The sequence below is a fragment of the Telluria sp. LT1R51-2 genome, from assembly GCF_059685775.1.
Genome location: NZ_JCASIM010000001.1, coordinates 2,460,499 through 2,482,346, shown reverse-complemented (window position 1 = coordinate 2,482,346; position 21,848 = coordinate 2,460,499). Strand labels below are relative to the sequence as shown.

Here is a 21,848-nt window from a genome sequence, read left to right as displayed (position 1 = left end):
CCAGTTTCGCGCGGCAACGTCACTTTTAGGAATTCCAGCTTATGTTGAGCTACCGCCACGCCTTCCACGCGGGTAACCACGCCGATGTCCTCAAGCACTTCATCCAGGTGCAATTGCACCAGTACATGAACCAGAAGGATGCCGCCTATACCTATATCGATACCCACTCGGGCGCCGGCGTGTACGCACTCGACAGTTTTCAGTCGACCAAGACCGCCGAATTCGATACCGGCATCGGCCCGTTGTGGGCGCTCACTGACGTTCCGGCACCCCTCAAGGAATACCTCGATCTGATCAAGGGCATGAACCCCAGCGGCAAGATGCGCTATTACCCGGGCTCGCCATATGTCGCCGAGCAGATGGCGCGTGAGCAGGACCGCCTGCGCCTGTTCGAGCTGCACCCGGCCGATTGCAAGATCCTGGCCGATAACTTCCGCAAGCTCGACGCCCACAAGGCCGAGCAGGGCGAGCGCTCGCGCGGCCGCCGCGTGATGATCGACCGGGGCGACGGCTTCGACAGCATGAAGGCCCTGCTGCCGCCACCGTCGCGCCGCGCGCTGGTGCTGATCGATCCGCCGTACGAAGTCAAGGATGACTACAAGCGTGTAAAAGAAGCACTTGACGACGCGCTGCTGCGCTTCCCGAGCGGCATCTACGCCGTCTGGTATCCGGTGCTGCAGCGCATGGAATCGCGCCAGTTCGCCGATCGCCTCAAGCGCGTGCCGGCCAAGGAATGGCTGAACGTCACACTGACGATCCAGACGCCGACCCCGGACGGCACCGGCCTGCACAGCTCCGGCATGTTCATCCTGAACCCGCCATACACGCTCGAGCCGATCCTGCGCGAAGTGCTGCCGTACCTGGTGCGCGTGCTGGGCAAGGACGCCGGCGCACGCTTCACGATCGAAAAGGGCACCCAGGTCACGGGTACCGCCCTCGGTCGCAGCGCCAGCCGCACCGATGGCGCCGCCGGCATGCCGCGCCAGCCGATCGGCAATGCGCGCCGCGCCAGCCCGCTGTCGGGCAAGGGCAGTCTGCGCCTGCCGGGCCAGGTGATGCCGCGCGAAGGCGACGAACCGGCAGCGCCGGTCAAGCCATCGCGTACGGGTACCGCCACCGGCGCGGGCCGTCCTACGCAGGGCACAGGCCGTCCGACGCAGGATGCGGGTCGGCCGAGCGCTGCACCGCGCTCGACGACGCCACGGAGCGCGGCGCCACGTGCTCCTGCTGCGCGCGACGGGGCGCCGGCCACGCCGCGTGCGCCCCGCACCGGTGGCGATCGCCCGGCGACGCCAGATGCACCGCGCACCGGTCGCACCCGCCAGGGCGGCGGTCGCAGCTAGCGTTCGATTTGATGTCGAAATGCTAAGATTGATGTTTTTGTAGTATAGTCGGTGCTGATGGTTCGCGGGTGCGTGCCGCCAGCGCGCCGCGATCTGCCGCGACAGTTTCCAGGAGTAATATTTCAATGCATGCTGATGCAACGGCAGCGGTCTTGGTGCCGTCTGACGATTTTTTCCTCGCACGGCAACCCATTCTCGGGCGCGACCAGCAATTGCTGGCGTTCGAACTGCTGTTTCGTGCTGCCGGCGAGGACGAAGACGCCAAGCTGACTGACGGCGCCGCCGCGACGGCGGCTGTCATTTCGCATGCTTCCCAGCTCGGCATGGAGCAGGTGGTGGGCGATCAGCTGGCTTTTGTGAATGTCGACGCCGTCGTCCTGATGAGCGATTTCGTGCGCTTCCTGCAGCCGCACAAGGTCATTCTCGAAATCCTGGAAACCGTCAAACCCACGCCGGAGTTGCTGGCGCGGGTGGACGAACTCAAAAACCTCGGCTTCAAGTTCGCCGTGGACGACGTCATCGAACATTCGCCCGAACTCGATCAGCTGATTTCGCTGATCGACATCATCAAGGTCGATATCAAGGGCGTGGCCCCGGACGCGCTGGGCGGTCTGGTCGCGTCGCTGAAAAAGACCGGCAAGCGCCTGCTGGCTGAAAAAGTCGAGACGATCGAAGAGTTCAAGCTGTGTATGGAACTCGGTTTCGAATACTTCCAGGGCTATTACTTTGCGCGACCGGTGATCCTCAGCGGCCGCAAGATCGCCCCGACCGAAGTCGTGTTGCTGCGCTTGCTGGAGCTCGTCAATTCCAACGCCGACAACCAGACCATCGAGACGGCCGTCAAGCGCGACGCGCTGGTCAGCCTGAACCTGCTGCGGCTGGTCAACAGCCGCGCGGTGCCGGGTCCGCGCATCGAATCGCTGTCACAGGCGCTCGCCGTGCTGGGGCGCCGTCAACTGGGCCGCTGGCTGCAGATCCTGCTCTACACGGCCGCAGGCGCGCAAGTCTCGCTGCACTCGCCGTTGCTGCAACTGGCCACCACGCGCGGCAAGCTGCTCGAACTGATGACGCTGCGCGTGCGCCCCGGCGACACGGCCAGCGCCGACCGCGCCTTTACCGTCGGCATCATGTCGCTGGCCGAAGCGCTGTTCTCGGTGCGCATGGCCGACATCCTCGTGCATGTCGAGGTTGCGCATGACGTGCGTGACGCGCTGATCGACCGCGATGGCGACTTCGGTACGATGCTGCGCATCGCCGAGCTGCTCGAAACGGCCGTTGGCGGCCGCAAGCTCAATGCCGAACTCAAGAAGATCGGGCTGACGGTGCCCGAGGTACGCGAGATCGAACTGGCAGCGTTCGACTGGGTCCGCGAGCTGACGCACGACGTGCGCTGAGTCCGGCTGATTCTTTATTGACCCAGCAGCAGGAATACGGTCGGCTTCTTGTGGAAGTCCGGCCCCTTGTCCGTCCCTAACGCCGCCTTCCATTTCGCCGCCGTCATCGTGCGTACCGACTCGCTCGGCAACGACAGGTCGGTGGCCACACACACCAGCGTGCCCGGCTGGCAACCAGCCACCAGCGCCTCGAGCATTGCGCCATTGCGATACGGCGTCTCGATGAACAGCTGCGTCTGGCGCTCGCCCCGTGAACGGGTTTCCAGCTCACGGATGCGTTTCGTGCGCAGCGCCGCATCGGTCGGCAGGTAACCATTGAAGGCGAAACTCTGGCCGTTCAGGCCGCTGGCCATGACGGCCAGCAGCAGCGACGACGGGCCGACCAGTGGCCGCACGGCGATCCCGTGCTGATGCGCCAGGCGCACGAGGTCGGCGCCGGGATCGGCCACCGCTGGTACGCCTGCCTCTGACACCAGGCCCGCATCGCGCCCCGCCAGCAACGGCGCCAGCAATTGCGTCAGCGCGGCGGCTGGCGTGTTCACGTTTAGTTCGGCGATCTCGATTTCCTGCAGCGGCTTGGCCAGCGGATGGTCGATGGCGATCAGTTTGAGGAACGCGCGCGCGGTCTTGGCGTTTTCGGCCACAAAATAATCGAGCGAGCTGGTCATTGCCTGCACCTGCGTCGGCAGCAGGCCGTTCAGGCAGCCGGGCGCGGCGTCGAGTGGGCCGAGGGTATTGGGAATCAAGTACAGGGTGCCGGGCATGGGTCGTTTCAGGTAAGTGGTCAGGTGCCGAAGAAGCGCACGCCGGCGCGCCGCAGCATGCCGGTCAGGGCGATGAGCGGCAGGCCGGTGAGGGCGGTCGGATCAAGCGAGTGGATGTGGTCGATCAAGGCAATGCCCAGGCCTTCGTTCTTGGCGCTGCCGGCGCAATCGTACGGCTGTTCGATGCGCAGGTAGGCGTCCAGTTCGGCGTCTGGCAGGTCGCGAAAGCGCACGCGGACCTGCACATTCTCGACCTGGACAGCATCGGCGGGGATGGGGGCGCGTCCGTCCCACAGGCACAGGGCCGTATGGAACACGACTTCACGGCCCCGCATCAATTGCAGCTGCGCCAGCGCGCGCGCATGGTCGCCCGGCTTGCCGATCTGCAGATTGTCGAGTGTGGCGACTTGGTCGGAGCCGATCACGAGCGCACCCGGATGCAGCTTTGCCACGGCCTCGGCCTTGGCGCGCGCCAGGCGCAGCGCGGTTGCCGGCGGCGTTTCGCCTGGCAGCGGGGTTTCATCGAGATCCGGTGCGATGGCCTCGAATGGCAGGCCGAGCCGGCCCAGCAATTCGCGCCGGTAGGCCGAGCCCGAGGCGAGAATCAGGCGGGGCGGGGTGGAACTTGGTAGCATGCGGCCCTCGGGATAAATCGGCAGCGAAGCCACAGTTTCATGGCGCTGCGGTGAAAAGCCTGCTATTATCGCAGGTTTTCCGGGACGACTTTCTAAATGAGCGCTTTCATTATTGATGCCTTCGAGTTTTGCAAGAGCGATGGTTTTCGTGAAGGCAGCACGCCCCTGGTCGAGATGACCCGGCTGGCCGAAGAGAGTTCCGAAAAAGGCGGTGACATCCGCTGGACGATGCAAGGTGGTCAAACCCGTCACGGTTATCCGTCGCTGACCCTCGAGGTCGCCGGTCACGTGAAGCTGGAATGCCAGCGTTGCCTGCAACCCATGGATTACGAGATCGATTCGTCGACCATGCTGGTGCTGGGCAAGGATGACGAAGAAGCCGATGCCATCGAGATCGTTCTCGACGATGACAGCATCGATGTGATCGTTGGCAGCCATACCTGCGATATTCGTCAGTTGCTCGAAGACGAAGCGCTGCTGGCGTTGCCACAGTCGCCGAAGCACGATGTCTGCCCAGAAAACAAGCTGCTGGACAGCCTGAAGAACGAGAAGCCGTCGCCATTTGCCGGCCTCAAGAATCTCAAGACAGAATGATGTAGTACCAAATACAGCAGGATCGGTTTCGCAGTACGGTGGCGGCAGCGTAGAAAGAATGTCGCCCAAAATTTGCAAAGAATGTGTCAGACGCGTGCAGCGCTCGAGTATGGCATTGGTAGTAGAAGTAGACGGAAACGTGTCGGCAATCCCGGGGGACATCCTTGAAGATTGCTGCTGGGATACTCGATGCGCAAATCGTTGCACGTCGAATGTGTTAAAATTTTAGAACTTAGTATTAGGAGTTATCATGGCTGTTCAGCAGAATAAAAAATCCCCATCGAAGCGCGGTATGCACCGTTCGCACGACTTCCTGGTTGCACCAAACCTGGCAGTCGAGCCAACCACCGGCGAAACGCACCTGCGTCACCACATCAGCCCTAACGGTTTCTACCGTGGTCGCAAAGTTCTGAAGACCAAAAACGACGAGTAATCGACGTCCTGGCTTTTAGAACCATGAAAGCGGCGCAACGTATGTTATCTGCGTGGCGCCGCTTTTTCTTTGGCATCTGCTCAGGCATTGTTGGCATCACGGGCATGCATTTCGCCCCGTCATGTTGAGCAGCGCGGATCCTGTGCGCCTCCTGGCGACGAATCGATCCCATCTGGCCGCCAGTCCTGTGTGAGCCGCGGCATCCCCAATACATGACCATAAAAATTTCCATTGACTGCATGGGTGGCGATCACGGCCCGTCAGTAACTATTCCGGCAGCAATCTCGTTCCTCAAGAAGCAGGCTGACGCCGAGCTCGTGCTCGTGGGCGTCGAAGAGGTGCTGCGCGCAGAACTCAAGAAACACCACGGCGACAAATTGCCGCGTCTCACGATCAAGAACGCGACCGAAGTTGTCGCGATGGACGATCCGATCGAGGTGGCCCTGCGCCGCAAGAAGGATTCGTCGATGCGCGTGGCGATCGAGCTGGTGAAAGACGGCAGCGCCAATGCCTGCGTCTCGGCCGGCAACACCGGCGCCCTGATGGCCGTCTCGCGCTACGTGCTCAAGACGATGCCCGGCGTCGACCGTCCGGCGATCTGCTCGATCATGCCCAACCAGAAGAACGGCCCGACCTACATCCTCGACCTTGGCGCGAACGTCGATTGCGAACCGCATCACCTGCACCAGTTCGCGATCATGGGCTCGGTGCTGTGCTCGGCGATCGAAGGCATTCCCCGCCCGACCATTGGCCTGCTCAATGTGGGCACCGAAGACATCAAGGGCAACGAGGTGGTCAAGGCCACCGGTGTGTTGCTGCGCGACGATGCTGCCCGCGGCAAGCTCAATTTCTACGGCAACGTCGAAGGCAATGACATCTTCAAGGGCACCGTCGACGTCGTCGTCTGCGACGGTTTCGTCGGCAACGTGATGCTCAAGGCGATCGAAGGCCTGTCGCGCTTCATGAAAACGACGTTCAAGGCCGACATCATGTCGATGGTCGGCGCCGTGTTCGCACGCAAGGCCCTGAAGAAACTCAATCCCGAGCGCTACAATGGCGCCGGTCTGCTGGGCCTGAAGGGCCTGGTGTTCAAGAGCCACGGCGGCGCGACCGCCTATTCGTTCGAATGGGCGATCAAGCGTGCCTACGAGGCCGCGCACAATAATGTGCAAGAACAGTTGTCGGCACTAATTACCGAGCTGATGCCGAATTCAACGGGCGCTGCCGAAGCGCCCATGCCGGTGCTCGAGCCCGTGTCCACGATCGAGCGCCAGGCGCAATAACCGAGCGGATGGTGAAGCAATGACCCTGTACAGCAAAATCACCGGCACCGGCAGCTACCTGCCGGCCAACCGTGTCACCAATGAAGCGCTGGCCACGCGGCTGGCTGCGCAAGGTGTCGAAACGTCGCACGAATGGATCGTTACCCGCAGCGGCATCGAGGCGCGCCACTTCGCCGCCGCCGATGAGCTTTCATCCGACCTGGCCGTGCACGCCGCGCGCCGCGCGCTCGAGATGGCCGGCCGCGAGGCGGGCGACATCGACCTCGTCATCGTCGCCAGTTCCACTCCCGACTTTCACGGCAGCTTCCCGAGCACGGCCTGCATCGTCCAGCAAAAGCTGGGGATGGCCAATGGCAGCGCCGCCTTCGACGTGCAGGCGGTCTGCAGCGGCTTCGTCTATGCGCTGTCGACCGCCGACGCGTTCATCCGCGCCGGCAACCACAAGCGCGTGCTCGTGATCGGCTCCGAAATTTTCTCGCGCATCGTCGACTTCAATGACCGAGGCACCTGCGTGCTGTTCGGCGATGGCGCCGGCGCCGTGCTGCTGGAAGTGTCGAACGAGCCGGGTATCCTGGCCACCAAGCTGCACGCCGACGGCAGTCACGCCGACATCCTGTCGATTCCGGGCAACCTGGCGGGCGGCGCCGTTGCCGGCAGCGGTTTCCTGCACATGGACGGCCCGGCCGTGTTCAAGCTGGCCGTGTCGGTGCTCGAGAAGGTTGCGCACGAAGTGCTCGATACCGCCGGCGTCACGCCGGACCAGATCGACTGGCTGGTGCCGCACCAGGCCAATATCCGCATCATGAACGGCACTGCCAAGAAGCTCGGCCTGCCGCTGGAAAAAATGGTCGTCACCGTCAACGAGCACGGCAATACCTCAGCCGCCTCGATCCCGCTGGCACTCGATCAGGCGGTGCGCGATGGCCGCATCCAGCCGGGCCAGAACGTGCTGATGGAAGGCGTGGGCGGCGGCTTTACATGGGGCGCCGTGCTGGCGCGCATGTAACGAGTCGAACACCGCGTCGCACTCACTGGCGGCACTCCCAAGAACCAATTACTACGGAACTATCACGATGAGCAACTTCGCATTCCTGTTTACCGGACAAGGCGCCCAGGCAGTGGGCATGCTGAACGGTTTCGCCGGCAACCCGGTTGTCGATCAGACCGTGCAGGAAGCTTCCGACGCCCTCGGCTTTGATCTGCAACGCCTGATCGCCGACGGCCCGAAAGAAGACCTCGATCTCACCACCAACACCCAGCCGGCCATGCTGACCGCCGCCGTGGCCGTGTACCGCGCCTGGATCGCTGCCGGTGGCCCGCTACCGTCCGTCGTTGCCGGCCACAGCCTCGGCGAATACTCGGCGCTGGTCGCCGCCGGCGTGATCCAGTTTGCCGACGCCGTGCCGCTGGTGCGCTTTCGCGCGCAGTCGATGCAGGACGCGGTGCCGGTCGGGCAGGGCGGCATGGCCGTCATTCTAGGCCTGCAAGCCGACGACGTGCGCGCCGTCTGCGCCGAAGCCGCGCAGGGCGAGGTCGTCGAAGCGGTCAACTTCAACGAACCGACCCAGATCGTGATCGCCGGCCACACGGCGGCGGTCGAGCGTGCCTGCGAGATCGCCAAGGCCAAGGGTGCCAAGCGCGCCATGAAGCTGTCGGTCTCGGCGCCGTTCCACTCGTCGCTGCTGAAACCCGCATCGGACCGTCTGCGCGAGTACATGCGCACGCTGACCTTTGCCGTGCCGCAGATCCCCGTCATCAACAACGTCGATGTCGTCGTGTTGAATGATCCGGAGCAGATCAAGGATGCGCTGGTGCGTCAGGCCGCAGGTCCGGTGCGCTGGGTCGAGACGATGCAGAAGATGGCGCAGGACGGCGTCACGCAGGTCATTGAATGCGCACCGAGCAAGACGCTGGTGGGCATGGCCAAGCGGATCGATCCGGCGCTGGTCGGCGACGCGCTGGTCGACCAGGCCGCGCTCGAACGCGTGCTGGACACGTTCAACGCGTAACGCCGGCGCAGCACCACTAACCCCAACAAGAGGACCACCATGAATCTGGAAAACCAAGTCGCCCTGATCAGCGGCGCATCGCGCGGCATCGGCAAGGCCATCGCTCTCGAACTGGCCCGCCAGGGCGCGAAAGTCGTCGGCACCGCCACCAGCGATGCCGGCGCGCAGGCGATCTCGGACTACCTGGCGCCATTTGGCGGCAAGGGTGTTGTCCTGAACGTGCTCGACAGCGAACGCTGCACGGCCGTCGTGGCGGATGTGCAGAAGGAGTTCGGCAGCCTGTCGATCCTCGTAAACAATGCCGGCATCACCCAGGATAACCTGGCCATGCGCATGAAAGACGAAGAGTGGGATGGCGTGATCGCCACCAACCTGACCGCCGTCGGCCGCCTGTCGCGCCTGGTGCTGCGCGGGATGATGAAGGCCAAGGCAGGCCGCATCATCAACATCACGTCGGTGGTGGGCGCCTCGGGCAATCCGGGCCAGATGAATTACGCGGCGGCCAAGGCCGGCGTGGCCGGCATGACCCGCGCGCTGGCGCGCGAAATCGGCAGCCGCAACATCACCGTCAATTGCGTCGCGCCGGGCTTCATCGATACCGACATGACCAAGTCGCTGGGCGACGACCAGCACGCTGCACTGCTGACCCAGATTCCGCTGGGCCGCCTGGGCCAGCCGGAAGACATTGCCCATGCGGTGGCGTTCCTGGCCGGGCCGCAAGCGGCCTACATCACGGGCACCGAGCTGCACGTGAACGGCGGCATGTACATGAATTAAGTATATTAAGCATCAAGTAAGAAAACAGTAGCAATAGAGGGAAGGATTGCACGGTGATTGGCCCTGTTTGAACAGGACGATATCGGTGCAATCCCGACTTTTAGCAGGACTTTCCGGCGAGTTAGGCGCAGTCGCCGAAAATAGTTTTTCAGGTCGCAAACCTGATAAAATGCGCGCACTTTCCGCAACACATACCTTAATGGAGCTACAACATGTCGGATATCGAACAACGCGTTAAAAAAATCGTCGCTGAGCAACTGGGTGTTGCTGAAGCAGACATCAAAATCGAATCCTCGTTCGTTGACGACCTCGGTGCTGACTCGCTGGACACCGTCGAGCTGGTGATGGCTCTGGAAGATGAGTTCGAAATGGAAATCCCTGACGAACAGGCTGAGAAGATCACCACCGTCAAGCAAGCCATCGACTACGCTACCGCGCACGTCAAAGCCTGAATCGGGTCTGAGTAGTCGCTTTACAGTTTTTGGGAGAATCGCTTGAGTCGTTCACGCAACCGCCGTGTCGTCGTCACTGGCCTGGGTTGCATTTCACCAATCGGTAACACCGTTACCGAAGCGTGGGATGCAGCGCTGGCTGGCAAGTCGGGTATTGCCGCCATCACCAAGTTTGATGCGTCGCAATTCACGACCCACTTCGCTGGTGAAGTAAAGAACTTCGTCGTCGAGGATTACCTGCCGGGCAAAGAAGGCCGCCATATGGATAGCTTTATCCATTACGGTATGGCAGCCGGGATCCAGGCCCTGCAGGATTCGGGTCTGGTTGTCACCGAAGACAATGCGGACCGCATTGGCGTGGTGATCGGCTCCGGCATCGGCGGCTTGCCGCTGATCGAAGCCACCAAAGAGGAATACACGAACCGCGGCGCACGCCGTATTTCGCCATTCTTCGTGCCAGCCTCGATCATCAACATGATCTCGGGCGATCTCTCGATCAAGTTCGGCCTGCGTGGTCCGAACCTGGCCATCGTTACCGCTTGCACCACCGGCCTGCACAGTATCGGCGCGGCAGCGCGCCTGATCGAATACGGCGACGCCGACGTGATGATCGCGGGCGGCGCCGAGTCGACCGTGTCTCCACTGGGCCTGGGCGGTTTCGCCTCGGCACGCGCGCTGTCGACCCGCAACGATGATCCGGCCACGGCCTCGCGTCCCTGGGACCGCGACCGCGACGGCTTCGTGCTGGGCGAGGGCGCCGGTGTCATGGTCGTCGAAGAGTATGAACACGCTGTCGCGCGCGGCGCCCGCATCTATGCTGAAGTCATCGGCTTCGGCATGAGCGCGGACGCCAACCACATCACCTCGCCGGTCGAGGATGGCAGTGGCGCGGCACGTTGCATGGTCAATGCCCTCAACAACGCTGGCATCAATGCCGACCAGGTGCAGTACGTGAATGCGCACGGCACCTCGACGCCATTGGGCGATGCGGCAGAAGTGCGTGGCATCAAGCGCGTGTTTGGTGACCATGCCAAGAAGATTGTCGTGAATTCGACCAAGTCGATGACCGGTCACCTGCTCGGTGGCGCAGGCGGCCTGGAATCGGTGTTCACGGTGCTGGCGATCCATAACCAGATCTCGCCGCCAACGATCAACATCTTCAACCAGGATCCCGAGTGCGACTTGGACTTCTGCGCCAACACGGCGCGTGAGATGAAGATCGATTACGCGGTAAAGAACTCGTTCGGTTTCGGCGGTACCAACGGTACGCTCGTTTTCGCGAAAATCTGAACCTGACCAGCCCCATCCCGGTCGAACGGGATGGGCGCTTCTGCAGCCCGGTGCATTGTCCGCTTGTTGTTCTACAGCGGTGATGTTCCGGTGCTGGCGGCAACGTCCGCAGCTTGTCCGCCGGGCCAGCCTATCCAGTTTCCCCTCGTTGTATGCACTGTGCGGTGTCTGTCATCGTCCGGCCGTCGCGTTGCCTGCTTTGGCTGTGCGCCGGGTTCGGCGGCGCCCTCGTTGCGACCGCTTTGGTCGTCGGTCTCGGCACGCCTGAACGCTTCGCATTTGGCAGGCTGACCGCTGTCGCGCCGCTGCTGGGCGCCGTGGCACTGGCCTGGTCACTGGGCCGTGTACACCGCTTTTTTCGGGGTTGCCCGCAGGCCCATTCCCAGGCGCTTTTGCATGGATTTGGAACGGCGCACCGCCTTGATATTTCTGGACTTGGGCAGCTACGCCTGACGGTACAACAAGAGATGGGCGCAGTGGATGCGGCAGGCGCGTCGCTACCAGCAGGTTCATCCTGTCCGCCATCCGAGGGGGTTGCGGTGACGCTGCTGCCTGGCGCAACGGTCTGGCCTGTGTGCATGCTGCTGCGTCTGCGCACGGCGGCTGGCGACACCATCGCGCTCGCCGTGTTGCCCGACAGCGTGTCGCCAGGTGACTTTCGTGCGCTGTCCGTGGCAGTGCGGTCATTGGCGCAAGGTGCGCGCAACGCAGCGACAAAAATACTTTGAACTTATTGCAGGGGATCAACTCTTAGGAGAGGGTCGCCAATGGGGCATGGTCCGTGACGACAGAACGCGAGAGTGATCAGTTGCTGGTGGAGCGCGTGCAGGCAGGGGACCAGAAGGCGTTCGATCTGCTCGTCTCCAAGTACCAGCGCCGCCTGATGCGTCTGGTGTCGCGTCTTGTTCACGATCCGGCCGAGGCAGAAGACGTCGTGCAGGAAACGTTCATCAAGGCGTACCGGGCACTGCGCCATTTTCGCGGTGATTCCGCATTTTATACGTGGCTTTATCGGATAGGCATCAACACGGCGAAGAATTACCTGGTGACTCAGGGCAGGCGTGCGCCGACCTCGACGGAAACGGATGCCGAAGGCGCCGAAGGCTTTGATGAGGCAGACAGTCTGCGTGACATCAATACACCGGAGTCGATGCTTGCCAGTAAGCAGATCGCCCACACGGTGAATGCGGCCATGGAAGCACTGCCCCAGGAACTACGCACGGCCATTGTCTTGCGTGAAATAGAAGGACTCAGCTACGAAGAAATATCCGAAGTCATGGCCTGTCCCATCGGTACGGTGCGCAGCCGTATTTTTCGGGCGCGCGAAGTCATCGCCGATAAATTGCGGCCCTTGCTTGAATTTCCGGTTGACAAACGACGGTAGGTAGCGGGATCGTACGAACACAGCATTAACATTGAACTTACCGTGAACACACCGACGTCGACGGACACCCCGATGGACACCAACGAAACACTCCGCGCGCATATCTCGGCGCTGGTCGACGGCGAATTGCCGCAGGCCGATGCCGAGCTGGCACTGGCCGCACTGCAAGAGGAGGATGGCAAGCAGGCGTGGGACCGGTATCACCTCATCCGGGATACCTTGCGCGCCATGCCGGCGCCAGACCTGTCGCCCGGCTTCGCCGAACAGCTGGCCACAGCGCTGGCGCACGAACAGGGGCGGTTGCCGTCCGATCGTGGCGATCGTGGCGATCTGGCCGATGGCAACGGTAGTGGCAGCGGCGGTGCGAATGCCGTGACCGGGTCAACGGGCCAGGCGGCCATCCTGGCCAACCCCGGCGCTTCCTGAACTGCGCTGCCTTCATGGCCTGCCTGTCAGGCACTGCAGCGCGAGCCGTCCTGCACGCGACGCCTGACGACGCGACAAAGCGCCGGTTTTGGCTTACCATTTGGTCAATCTTAGCCATTCAACAGCGAATCCATGACCAGTAAAACTGCCAGCCTGCTCTTGTCGGCACTGCTCGTGTCCGGCACCTCCGTACTCTCCCTCTCGCCAGCGCATGCCGCCGGCGCGGCCCCGGTGTCCGCACCCACCGTGACCGGCTTGCCCGACTTCACCGATGTGATCGACAAGGTCGGTCCGGCCGTCGTGAATATCCGCACCACCGAGCGCGTCAGCACGCGCGGCGGCGCGCCCGGTGAAGAAGAAATGCAGGAATTCCTGCGCCGCTTCTTTGGCGGCCAGATGCCGCCGCGCGGCGGCCGGCGCGGCCCGCCGCAAGCCGAAGAAGAGCGCGAAGTCCAGCGCGGCGTCGGCTCCGGCTTCATCATTTCGGGCGATGGTTATGTGCTGACCAATGCCCACGTCGTCGAAGGCGCCGACGAAGTCACGGTCACGCTGACCGACCGCCGCGAATTCAAGGCCAAGGTGCTGGGCGCTGACCGCCGCTCGGACGTCGCACTGCTCAAGCTGACCGCGACGAACCTCCCATACCTGCGCACGGGCGACTCGAGCAAGATCCGCGTCGGCGAATGGGTGCTTGCGATCGGCTCGCCATTCGGCCTCGAAAACACCGTCACGGCCGGCATTATTTCGGCCAAGTCGCGCGACACGGGCGAATACCTGCCGCTGATCCAGAGCGATGTGGCGGTCAATCCGGGCAACTCGGGCGGCCCCTTGATCAATATGCGCGGTGAAGTCATCGGCATCAATTCGCAGATCGCCACGCTGTCCGGCGCCTACAACGGCATCTCGTTCGCGGTGCCGATCGATGAAGTCACGCGGGTGTCCGAGCAACTCAAGGCCAGCGGCAAGGTCACGCGGGGCCGCATTGGCGTGCAGATCAGTGAAGTCACGCGCGACGTGGCCGAGTCGCTGGGCCTGGGCAAGGCGCGCGGCGCCGAAGTGTCAATGGTCGAAGCCGGCGGGCCGGCCGAGAAGGGCGGCATCAAGGTCGGCGACATCATCCTGGCATTCGACAGGCAGCCGGTCGAGACCACGCGCGACCTGCCGCGCCTGGTCGGCGCCGCCAAGGTTGGCAGCCGCGCCAGCGTCACCGTCTGGCGCCGCGGCGCGCAGCTCGAGGTGCCGGTCACGATCGTCGAGCTGCAGGACGACAAATCCACGCCGGGCAAGCCGGCAGCAAAGAAACCGGCGCCGGGCGCGACGGCCAATACACTTGGCCTGACCTTGTCGGCCATCGCGCAAGCCGACCGCCGTCAGCTGGGCGTGGAGGGCGGGGTGCTGGTCGAGAATGCAACGGGCGCCGCGGCCAGCGCGGGCATCCAGCCGGGCGACGTGCTGCTGCAGTGGAACAACACGCCGCTGACGAGCATTGAACAGTTCGCCGGCTTGCTCGCCAAGCATGACAAAGCGAAACCGGTGGCGCTGCTGGTGCTGCGCGATGGCACTACGCAATACCTGACCGTCAAGCCGCGTCCCTGATGCGCGCCATGCCCGCCGCACCTTGCGTGCCGTTCACGCTGTACGCGCGCGGGTATTGCCACCTGTGCGATGACATGCTGGCAGCGCTGCGGGCGCTCGAAACCCTGGCGCAGCCGTTCGCCATTACCGTGCTGGACGTCGATGCCGATCCCGCACTGGTGGCGCGCTTCGACGAGCTGGTGCCGGTACTCTACGGCGCGCTCGACCGGCCCGAGCTGTGCCATTACTTCCTCGACCGCGCCGCGGTGCTGGCCTACCTCGAGGGGCAGGCCCGAAATCCCGTTGGGCGTCCCGAAATCCGGTAAAATGCCGGGTTGGCGTGTTTCAAGACGGCCCTCCCCAGAATTGTTTGCTTTGCCATGGCGCTCGCCTGGGGACCGGCACGGCCCCGGCGCGGCGCTTTTTCTGTTTGCCGCGCGCGGCACGTGCACCCTGATTCAGTCGTATCCGCCGCATTCGCGGTCTATTTGGTTTTGAGCTCTGTTAATGAACAACATACGTAACTTCTCCATCATCGCCCACATCGACCACGGTAAATCGACCCTGGCTGACCGCATCATTCAGCTGTGCGGCGGCTTGTCGGACCGTGAAATGGATGCCCAGGTGCTCGATTCGATGGACCTGGAACGCGAGCGCGGCATCACCATCAAGGCCCAGACCGCGGCCCTGCATTACAAGGCGCGCGATGGCCAGGTCTACAACCTGAACCTGATCGACACCCCGGGTCACGTCGACTTCTCGTACGAAGTGAGCCGCTCGCTGTCCGCCTGCGAAGGCGCGCTGCTGGTGGTCGACGCATCGCAGGGCGTGGAAGCCCAGACGGTCGCCAACTGCTACACCGCGCTCGACCTGGGCGTTGAAGTGGTGCCGATCCTGAACAAGATCGACTTGCCGCACGCCGATCCGGACAACGCGCGCAAGGAAATCGAAGACGTCATCGGCATCGACGCCAGCGACGCGACCATGTGCTCGGCCAAGACCGGCCTGGGCATTGAAGACGTGCTGGAAACGCTGATCGCCCGCGTGCCGCCGCCGAAGGGCGACGCCGATGCGCCGCTGCAGGCGCTGATCGTCGACTCGTGGTACGACCCGTACGTCGGCGTCGTGATGCTGGTGCGCGTGATTAACGGCACGCTGCGCCCGAAAGACAAGATTCTCCTGATGGCGACCGGTTCGGTGAACCTGGTCGAAAGCATTGGCGTGTTCACGCCGCGCTCGGTCTCGCTGCCGTCGCTGTCGGCCGGCCAGGTGGGCTTCATCATCGCCGGCATCAAGGAGCTGACCGCCGCGAAAGTCGGCGATACGGTGACCCTGGCCAACAAGCCGGCGGCCGAACCGCTGCCGGGCTTCAAGGAAGTGCAGCCGCAAGTGTTCGCCGGTCTGTTCCCGGTCGAGGCCAACCAGTACGACGCGCTGCGCGATTCGCTGGAAAAGCTCAAGCTGAACGACGCCGCCCTGATGTACGAGCCGGAAGTCTCGCAGGCGCTGGGCTTCGGCTTCCGCTGCGGCTTCCTGGGCCTGTTGCATATGGAAATCGTGCAGGAGCGCCTCGAGCGTGAATTCGACATGGACCTGATCACGACGGCCCCGACCGTGGTGTACGAAGTCGAAATGCGTGACGGCACCATGATCCGCGTCGACAATCCGTCGAAGATGCCGGAACCATCGAAGATCAACGAAGTGCGCGAGCCGATCGTCGACGTCAACCTGTACATGCCGCAAGAGTACGTGGGCGCCGTGATGACGCTGTGTAACGGCAAGCGCGGCATCCAGATGGACATGGCTTACCACGGCCGTCAGGTCAAGCTGCACTACGAAATCCCGATGGCCGAGATCGTGCTGGACTTCTTCGATCGCCTGAAGTCCACGTCGCGCGGTTACGCGTCGATGGATTACGAGTTCAAGGAAAACCGCGCTGCCGACGTCGTCAAGGTCGATATGCTGATCAACAGCGAGAAGGTCGATGCGCTGGCGATCATCGTGCACCGCGCCAATGCGCCGTACCGTGGCCGCCAGGTCGCCGCGAAGATGCGCGAACTGATTCCGCGCCAGATGTTCGACGTGGCGATCCAGGCCGCGATTGGTGCAACGATCATTTCGCGTGAAAACGTGAAGGCGCTGCGCAAGAACGTGCTGGCCAAGTGCTACGGCGGCGATATTTCCCGTAAAAAGAAACTGCTCGAGAAACAAAAGGCAGGTAAGAAGCGCATGAAGCAGGTCGGTTCGGTGGAGATTCCACAAGAAGCGTTCCTGGCGATCCTCCAGGTGGAAGACAAATAATGAACCTGCAACCTGTGTTGAGCAATTTCGCCCTGATCCTGTTCGTGCTGATGGTCATCACGGGCATCATCTGGTGCCTGGACCGGTTTGTTTTGGCAAAGCAACGCCGGCGCGCCGCCGATGCCGCATTGCGCGAGTACGATGCGCGCAACGCAAAGATGGTGGCCGAGGGCATCAAGGTTGATCACAACGGCAACCGCGCCGCGATCGAAGCAGCGCACATACGCCAGCCCACCTGGGTCGAGTATTCGGGCAGCTTCTTTCCGGTGATCGCGATGGTGTTCATCCTGCGCTCGTTCCTGTGGGAGCCGTTCAAGATCCCGTCGTCGTCGATGGTGCCGACGCTGCTGGTGGGCGACTTCATCCTGGTGAACAAGTACACCTACGGTATTCGCCTGCCAATCATCAACAAGAAAGTTATCCAGATCAATGACCCGCAGCGAGGCGACGTGATGGTGTTTAAATATCCAAAGGACATGAGCCAGGATTACATCAAGCGCGTCGTCGGCGTGCCTGGTGATACCATCACCTACGAAGACAAGCGCCTGACCGTCAATGGCAAGGCTGTCGAGTACACGCCGCTGGACGATTACCTGGACGACCAGCATCCGGTCTACCACAAGCAGCTGGAAGAAAAACTGCCAAGCCCGGGCGGGTTCACGCAGCACCGCATCCTGAACACGGCCGATCGCCGCAACTTTGACTTCCCCAGCGTCGAGCAGTTCCCGCTGCGCGAAGCCTGCGACTATACGGAAGACAAATTCACCTGCGTCGTGCCGGCCGGCCAGTATTTCATGATGGGCGATAACCGCGACAACAGCGCCGACAGCCGCTACTGGGGCTTCGTGCCGGACCGGAATATCGTGGGCAAGGCATTCGTCGTCTGGATGAACTTTGGCAACTTCAAGCGCGTTGGCGGCATTCATTAAAGGGGTGCATATGGTCCGGAGCAAACAGCAGGGCGTCACCTTGACCGGCCTGATCGTGGCCCTTGCCGTGATCGGCCTCGTGCTGGTCTTTGCGATGCGCATGATTCCGGCCTATATCGAGTACAACGCGATCAAGACCGCCATCGTCAAGACCAAGGCCGAAGGCGGCACCGTGCGGGCGATGCAGGCGGCGTTCGACCGCAATACCAGCGTCAACGACGTCGAAGCCATCCGCGGCGCCGACCTGGTCTTCACACGCGACGATGGCGACCTCGAGATCAGCTTCGCCTACGAAAAACGCCTGCCGCTGGCCGGCAACGTCAGCATCCTCATCGACTTTTCCGGCACCACGGACCCGAGCGGCATCGTCGCCGAGGCCAGCACCGCCGCACCGTAACCGTACTTTCACGCCATATGGACTTCGTGGCAGGGCGCCTGGCGCCGGCCACGCACACGACACCGACAATGAATCATCAGTTATTGCAGACGCGCTTGGGCTATACATTCCGGGATGCCGGGCTGCTTCAGCAAGCCCTGACCCACCGTAGCCATAGCGCGCTGCATAACGAGCGCCTCGAATTTCTGGGCGACTCGATCCTGAACTGCGTCGTCGCCTCGATCCTGTACGAACGCTATCGTGGCCTGGATGAGGGCGACCTGTCGCGCCTGCGCGCCAATCTCGTCAAGCAGCAGGCGCTGTTCGAGATCGCCCAGAAGCTCGACCTGTCGCAGTTCCTGCGCCTGGGCGAGGGTGAGCTGAAATCGGGGGGCTTTCGCCGCCCGTCGATCCTGGCCGACACGCTCGAAGCCCTGCTGGGCGCGATCTTCCTCGATGCCGGGTTCGACAGCGCGCGCGACGTGATCCGCGCCTTTTACATTCCGCTGCTGGACACGGTCGACCCCGGCACGCTTGGCAAGGACGCCAAGACGCTGCTGCAGGAATTTTTGCAGGCCAAGCGGATCGCGCTGCCGACGTATAATGTGGTGGCCACGCACGGCGCCGCGCACAGCCAGGAATTCGAAGTCGAATGCCTGGTGCCCAAATTGAGTGTGCAAGTGTTCGGCCGCGGTGGCAGCCGCCGCGCCGCCGAGCAGGCCGCAGCCAGCCTGGCCCTGGGCGCCGCCCAGAAGGCGCTGGCCAAGTCGCCCGTGAGCCGCAAGGCGAAGCCGCGCACGGCCCAGCTCAAGCTGGCCGGCATCGCCACCACCCAGAGTGGCGCCCCAGACCAATCCTTGGCGCCGGCTGCGGCAAAGCCAGAACAACCAGGAAGCAAAAAAGCATGAACGCCATCCCCGACAATTTCCGCTGCGGCTATATCGCCATCGTAGGCCGTCCGAACGTCGGCAAGTCGACGCTGATGAACGTCCTGATCGGCGCCAAGGTGTCGATCACGTCGCGCAAGGCGCAGACCACCCGCCACCGCATCACCGGCATCCAGACCCGCGACGACGCCCAGTTCATCTACGTCGACACGCCAGGCTTCCAGACCCGGCACGCCAACGCGCTGAACAAGACGCTCAACAAGACGGTCTCGAACACGCTGATCTCGGCCGACGTTGTGCTGTTTCTGCTCGAAGCCGGCACGTTTGGTCCGGCAGATGAACAGGTCCTTAATCTGTTGCCAAAGAACGTGCCGGTGATCCTGGTGCTGAACAAGTCCGACCACGTCAAGGACAAGGCCGTGTTGATGCCGTTCGCGCAGAAGATCGCCGCGATGCGTGAATTTGCCGCTGTCGTGCCGGTCTCTGCCAAGCTGCGCTTCCAGACCGATGCGCTGGAAAACGAAATCAAGAACCACCTGCCGCAGAATGCGCCCGTGTTCGGGCCGGACGACATCACTGACCGCAGCGAAAAGTTCCTCGCCGCCGAGATCGTCCGCGAAAAAGTGTTCCGCCTGTCGGGCGACGAATTGCCGTACACCAGCACCGTGCTGATCGAACAGTTCCTGCAAGAGGGCAATCTGCGCCGCGTGTTCGCCGCCATCCTGGTCGAGCGCGACACCCATAAATCGATGATCATCGGTAACAAGGGCGCGCGCCTGAAAGAAATCTCGACGCAGTCGCGCCTCGACATGGAAAAACTGTTCGGCGGCCCCGTGTACCTGGAAATCTGGGTCAAGGTCAAATCGGGCTGGGCCGACAACGAAATGGGCCTGCGCGCCTACGGTTACGAGTAAGTTCCCGGAGCGCGCCCACATAGCATGCCGAGCCACGATGACCTGATCGACGACGCGCCCGAGCAGGCGGCGCCACCGCCCGCCAAGCGGACCCGCGCGTCGGCCAGCACATCGGCCGGCGCACCTGCCAGCGCATCTTCCAGGACATCGGCGCGTGACGGCCGTGTACTCGGCCAGCCCGGCTTCGTGCTGCACAGCTATCCCTACAAAGAAACCAGCCTGATCATTGACATGTTCACGCGCGATCACGGTCGCGTGGGACTCGTCGCCAAGGGCGCCAAGCGCCCGTTCTCCAAGCTGCGCGGCGTGCTGCAAACCTTTCAGCCACTGTCCGTATCGTGGAGCGGCAAGTCCGAACTGCGCACGCTGATCGACGCCGAGTGGGTCGGCGGCATGCTGCCGCTGGAGCGCACGGCGCTGCTGTGTGGCTTCTACCTCAACGAACTCCTCGTCAAACTGCTGGCGCGCGACGACCGCCATCCGGCCCTGTTCGATCACTATGTCTCGACCTTGAACCAGTTGGCGCATGGCGAACCTGCGCAAATTGTCTTGCGAAAATTCGAACGGGCCTTACTTAAGGAGACAGGGGTTGCTGCCGACCTGAGTCGCAGTACGACCACGCGCAGTCGTGTGGAGGCGGGCGGTGACTATGTGGTGGACCCCGAACGCGGCGCGCGCGAGGCCGGTGCAGGCGAAGTCTGGCCGGTGGTACTGGGCAAGACGCTGCTGGACATGGAGCGCGAAGACTATACTGACCCGGCCACGCAGGCGCAGAGCAAGCAATTGATGCGCTTCCTGCTGGCGCACCACCTGGGCGGCCAGCCGCTCAACACGCGCCAGATCCTGATCGACTTGATGCAACTGTAAAACAGACCAAAACACCATGAGCTTCCTGAATCCCGTTGGCCAGGTGATCGACCTGGGCGTGAACATCGACCACATCGCCACCGTGCGCAATGCGCGCGGCACGACCTACCCGGACCCGCTGCGCGGCGCGCTGCTGGCCGAGCAGGCCGGCGCCGACCTGATCACGCTGCACCTGCGCGAAGACCGCCGCCACATCCGCGACGCCGACGTGATCGCGCTGCGCCCGCTGCTGGCCACCCGCATGAACCTGGAAGCGGCCGTCACGCGCGAAATGATCGATTTCGCCTGCCGCGTCAAACCGCAGGACGTGTGCCTGGTGCCCGAGCGGCGCGAAGAAGTCACGACCGAGGGCGGCCTGGATGTCGTGCGCTACTACAACGAGGTTGAGGCGGCGGTGAAGCAGCTGAAGGACGAGGGCATCCGTGTCTCGCTGTTCATCGATGCCGATGCGCGCCAGATCGAAGCCGCTGCCGCCGTCGGCGCGACCGTGATCGAGCTGCACACGGGCCGTTATGCCGAGGCCACGCCCGACGAAGTGGCGCACGAGCTCGAACGCATCCGCATTGGCGCGCGCGAAGGCGTTCAGCGCGGCCTGCGCGTGAATGCCGGCCACGGCCTGCACTACACCAATGTCCAGCCGATCGCGGCCATCAAGGACCTGCATGAGCTGAACATCGGCCACGCCATCGTTGGCCACGCCCTGTTTGTCGGCTTCGAAAACGCCGTGCGCGAGATGAAGGCGATCATGGTCGCGGCGCGCCTGGGCACGGCCTATACCAGCGGGACCGAGCCGGCATGATCTACGGCATCGGCACCGACATCGTCCAGATCTCGCGCGTGGAAGCGGCGCTCGCACGCAGCGGCCCGCGCTTTGCCGAAAAAGTCCTCGGCCCGCAAGAGCTGGCCAAGTACCACGCCCGCAGCGCCAAGAATGCGGTGCGCGGACTGCGTTTTCTGGCCACGAGGTTTTCGGCCAAGGAAGCGTTCTCGAAAGCCATCGGCACCGGGATCCGCATGCCGATGACCTGGCGCTCGATGCAGATGCTCAATGCCCCGAGCGGCAAGCCGATGATCGTCTGCAGCGGGGCGCTCGAAGCATTCATGCAAGAAAACCGGCTCAGCGCCCAGGTGTCGATCAGCGACGAGGCCGATTACGGCGTCGCGTTTGTCATCGTTACCCAGGCCCCTGCGCCAGCAGCCTGACCCCTTTTCAAG

The 21,848-nt window shown here is 63.0% G+C and carries 25 protein-coding genes; 23 read left to right on the top strand and 2 right to left on the bottom strand.

Going from position 1 to position 21,848, the window contains the following annotated elements:
• Positions 1-41: 41 nt before the first annotated feature.
• Positions 42-1,343, top strand: coding sequence for a 23S rRNA (adenine(2030)-N(6))-methyltransferase RlmJ (locus AC56LH_RS10810; RefSeq protein WP_499645940.1), 1,302 nt, complete (start codon positions 42-44; stop codon positions 1,341-1,343).
• 125 nt (positions 1,344-1,468) lie between these two features.
• Positions 1,469-2,737, top strand: a complete 1,269-nt coding sequence (locus tag AC56LH_RS10805) for an EAL and HDOD domain-containing protein (protein ID WP_183558195.1) — start codon at positions 1,469-1,471, stop codon at positions 2,735-2,737.
• Positions 2,738-2,751: 14 nt separating this feature from the next.
• On the opposite strand, the gene AC56LH_RS10800 is transcribed toward AC56LH_RS10805, so the two are convergent.
• Both AC56LH_RS10800 and AC56LH_RS10795 read right to left on the bottom strand, forming a co-directional pair.
• Complete coding sequence (locus AC56LH_RS10800) at positions 2,752-3,501, bottom strand: SAM-dependent methyltransferase (protein WP_499645939.1); 750 nt, start codon at positions 3,499-3,501, stop codon at positions 2,752-2,754.
• A 20-nt stretch (positions 3,502-3,521) separates the two neighbouring features.
• Complete coding sequence (locus AC56LH_RS10795) at positions 3,522-4,136, bottom strand: Maf-like protein (RefSeq protein ID WP_499645938.1); 615 nt, start codon at positions 4,134-4,136, stop codon at positions 3,522-3,524.
• 96 nt (positions 4,137-4,232) lie between these two features.
• On the opposite strand from AC56LH_RS10795, the gene AC56LH_RS10790 reads away from it, so the two are divergent.
• The 21 genes from AC56LH_RS10790 to acpS all read left to right on the top strand — a co-directional run bounded on the left by AC56LH_RS10790 (position 4,233) and on the right by acpS (position 21,836).
• Positions 4,233-4,730 carry a YceD family protein gene (locus tag AC56LH_RS10790; RefSeq protein ID WP_499645937.1) on the top strand — a complete coding sequence of 166 codons (498 nt, stop codon included), beginning with the start codon at positions 4,233-4,235 and terminating at the stop codon, positions 4,728-4,730.
• Between the two features lie 250 nt (positions 4,731-4,980).
• Positions 4,981-5,163, top strand: a complete 183-nt coding sequence (rpmF, locus tag AC56LH_RS10785; RefSeq protein ID WP_028104096.1) for a 50S ribosomal protein L32 — start codon at positions 4,981-4,983, stop codon at positions 5,161-5,163.
• Positions 5,164-5,375: 212 nt separating this feature from the next.
• Entirely contained in the window at positions 5,376-6,446 is a 1,071-nt protein-coding gene (gene plsX, locus AC56LH_RS10780; RefSeq protein ID WP_499645936.1) for a phosphate acyltransferase PlsX, read from the top strand.
• 19 nt (positions 6,447-6,465) lie between these two features.
• The gene (locus AC56LH_RS10775) at positions 6,466-7,452 is read left to right on the top strand and encodes a beta-ketoacyl-ACP synthase III (RefSeq protein WP_308638720.1); all 987 of its coding nucleotides are present in this window, start codon (positions 6,466-6,468) and stop codon (positions 7,450-7,452) included.
• A 67-nt stretch (positions 7,453-7,519) separates the two neighbouring features.
• A complete protein-coding gene (fabD, locus tag AC56LH_RS10770; protein ID WP_499645935.1) occupies positions 7,520-8,455 on the top strand; it encodes an ACP S-malonyltransferase in 936 nt (311 codons plus the stop codon).
• Between the two features lie 39 nt (positions 8,456-8,494).
• Positions 8,495-9,232, top strand: a complete 738-nt coding sequence (fabG, locus tag AC56LH_RS10765; RefSeq protein WP_499454611.1) for a 3-oxoacyl-ACP reductase FabG — start codon at positions 8,495-8,497, stop codon at positions 9,230-9,232.
• Between the two features lie 212 nt (positions 9,233-9,444).
• Complete coding sequence (gene acpP, locus AC56LH_RS10760; RefSeq protein WP_020653257.1) at positions 9,445-9,684, top strand: acyl carrier protein; 240 nt, start codon at positions 9,445-9,447, stop codon at positions 9,682-9,684.
• A 42-nt stretch (positions 9,685-9,726) separates the two neighbouring features.
• The gene (gene fabF, locus AC56LH_RS10755) at positions 9,727-10,974 is read left to right on the top strand and encodes a beta-ketoacyl-ACP synthase II (RefSeq protein WP_183558217.1); all 1,248 of its coding nucleotides are present in this window, start codon (positions 9,727-9,729) and stop codon (positions 10,972-10,974) included.
• 164 nt (positions 10,975-11,138) lie between these two features.
• On the top strand, positions 11,139-11,702 hold the full coding sequence (locus AC56LH_RS10750) for a hypothetical protein (RefSeq protein ID WP_499645934.1): 564 nt from the start codon (positions 11,139-11,141) through the stop codon (positions 11,700-11,702).
• A gap of 53 nt (positions 11,703-11,755) precedes the next feature.
• The gene (gene rpoE / locus AC56LH_RS10745) at positions 11,756-12,358 is read left to right on the top strand and encodes an RNA polymerase sigma factor RpoE (protein ID WP_499645933.1); all 603 of its coding nucleotides are present in this window, start codon (positions 11,756-11,758) and stop codon (positions 12,356-12,358) included.
• Positions 12,359-12,430: 72 nt separating this feature from the next.
• On the top strand, positions 12,431-12,784 hold the full coding sequence (locus AC56LH_RS10740; RefSeq protein ID WP_499645932.1) for an RseA family anti-sigma factor: 354 nt from the start codon (positions 12,431-12,433) through the stop codon (positions 12,782-12,784).
• Positions 12,785-12,916: 132 nt separating this feature from the next.
• Positions 12,917-14,380, top strand: coding sequence for a DegQ family serine endoprotease (locus AC56LH_RS10735; protein ID WP_499645931.1), 1,464 nt, complete (start codon positions 12,917-12,919; stop codon positions 14,378-14,380).
• 8 nt (positions 14,381-14,388) lie between these two features.
• Positions 14,389-14,685, top strand: a complete 297-nt coding sequence (locus tag AC56LH_RS10730) for a glutaredoxin family protein (protein WP_499645930.1) — start codon at positions 14,389-14,391, stop codon at positions 14,683-14,685.
• 181 nt (positions 14,686-14,866) lie between these two features.
• A complete protein-coding gene (gene lepA, locus AC56LH_RS10725; protein ID WP_183558236.1) occupies positions 14,867-16,660 on the top strand; it encodes a translation elongation factor 4 in 1,794 nt (597 codons plus the stop codon).
• Positions 16,660-17,589, top strand: coding sequence for a signal peptidase I (gene lepB, locus AC56LH_RS10720; protein ID WP_499645929.1), 930 nt, complete (start codon positions 16,660-16,662; stop codon positions 17,587-17,589). Before lepA ends, lepB begins: the two co-directional genes overlap by 1 nt.
• 10 nt (positions 17,590-17,599) lie before the next feature.
• Entirely contained in the window at positions 17,600-17,986 is a 387-nt protein-coding gene (locus AC56LH_RS10715; RefSeq protein WP_258834737.1) for a DUF4845 domain-containing protein, read from the top strand.
• Between the two features lie 95 nt (positions 17,987-18,081).
• Positions 18,082-18,873 (top strand): ribonuclease III, encoded by a 792-nt coding sequence (gene rnc / locus AC56LH_RS10710; RefSeq protein ID WP_499645928.1) that lies wholly within the window; start codon positions 18,082-18,084, stop codon positions 18,871-18,873.
• Positions 18,870-19,766 (top strand): GTPase Era, encoded by an 897-nt coding sequence (gene era, locus AC56LH_RS10705; RefSeq protein WP_258834735.1) that lies wholly within the window; start codon positions 18,870-18,872, stop codon positions 19,764-19,766. The genes rnc and era overlap by 4 nt, the downstream gene beginning before the upstream one ends.
• 24 nt (positions 19,767-19,790) lie before the next feature.
• Entirely contained in the window at positions 19,791-20,633 is an 843-nt protein-coding gene (gene recO, locus AC56LH_RS10700; RefSeq protein ID WP_499645927.1) for a DNA repair protein RecO, read from the top strand.
• Positions 20,634-20,649: 16 nt separating this feature from the next.
• A complete protein-coding gene (gene pdxJ / locus AC56LH_RS10695; RefSeq protein WP_499645926.1) occupies positions 20,650-21,432 on the top strand; it encodes a pyridoxine 5'-phosphate synthase in 783 nt (260 codons plus the stop codon).
• Positions 21,429-21,836: a holo-ACP synthase gene (acpS, locus tag AC56LH_RS10690; RefSeq protein ID WP_499645925.1), complete on the top strand. Its 408-nt coding sequence runs from the start codon at positions 21,429-21,431 to the stop codon at positions 21,834-21,836. Before pdxJ ends, acpS begins: the two co-directional genes overlap by 4 nt.
• Positions 21,837-21,848 lie beyond the last annotated feature (12 nt).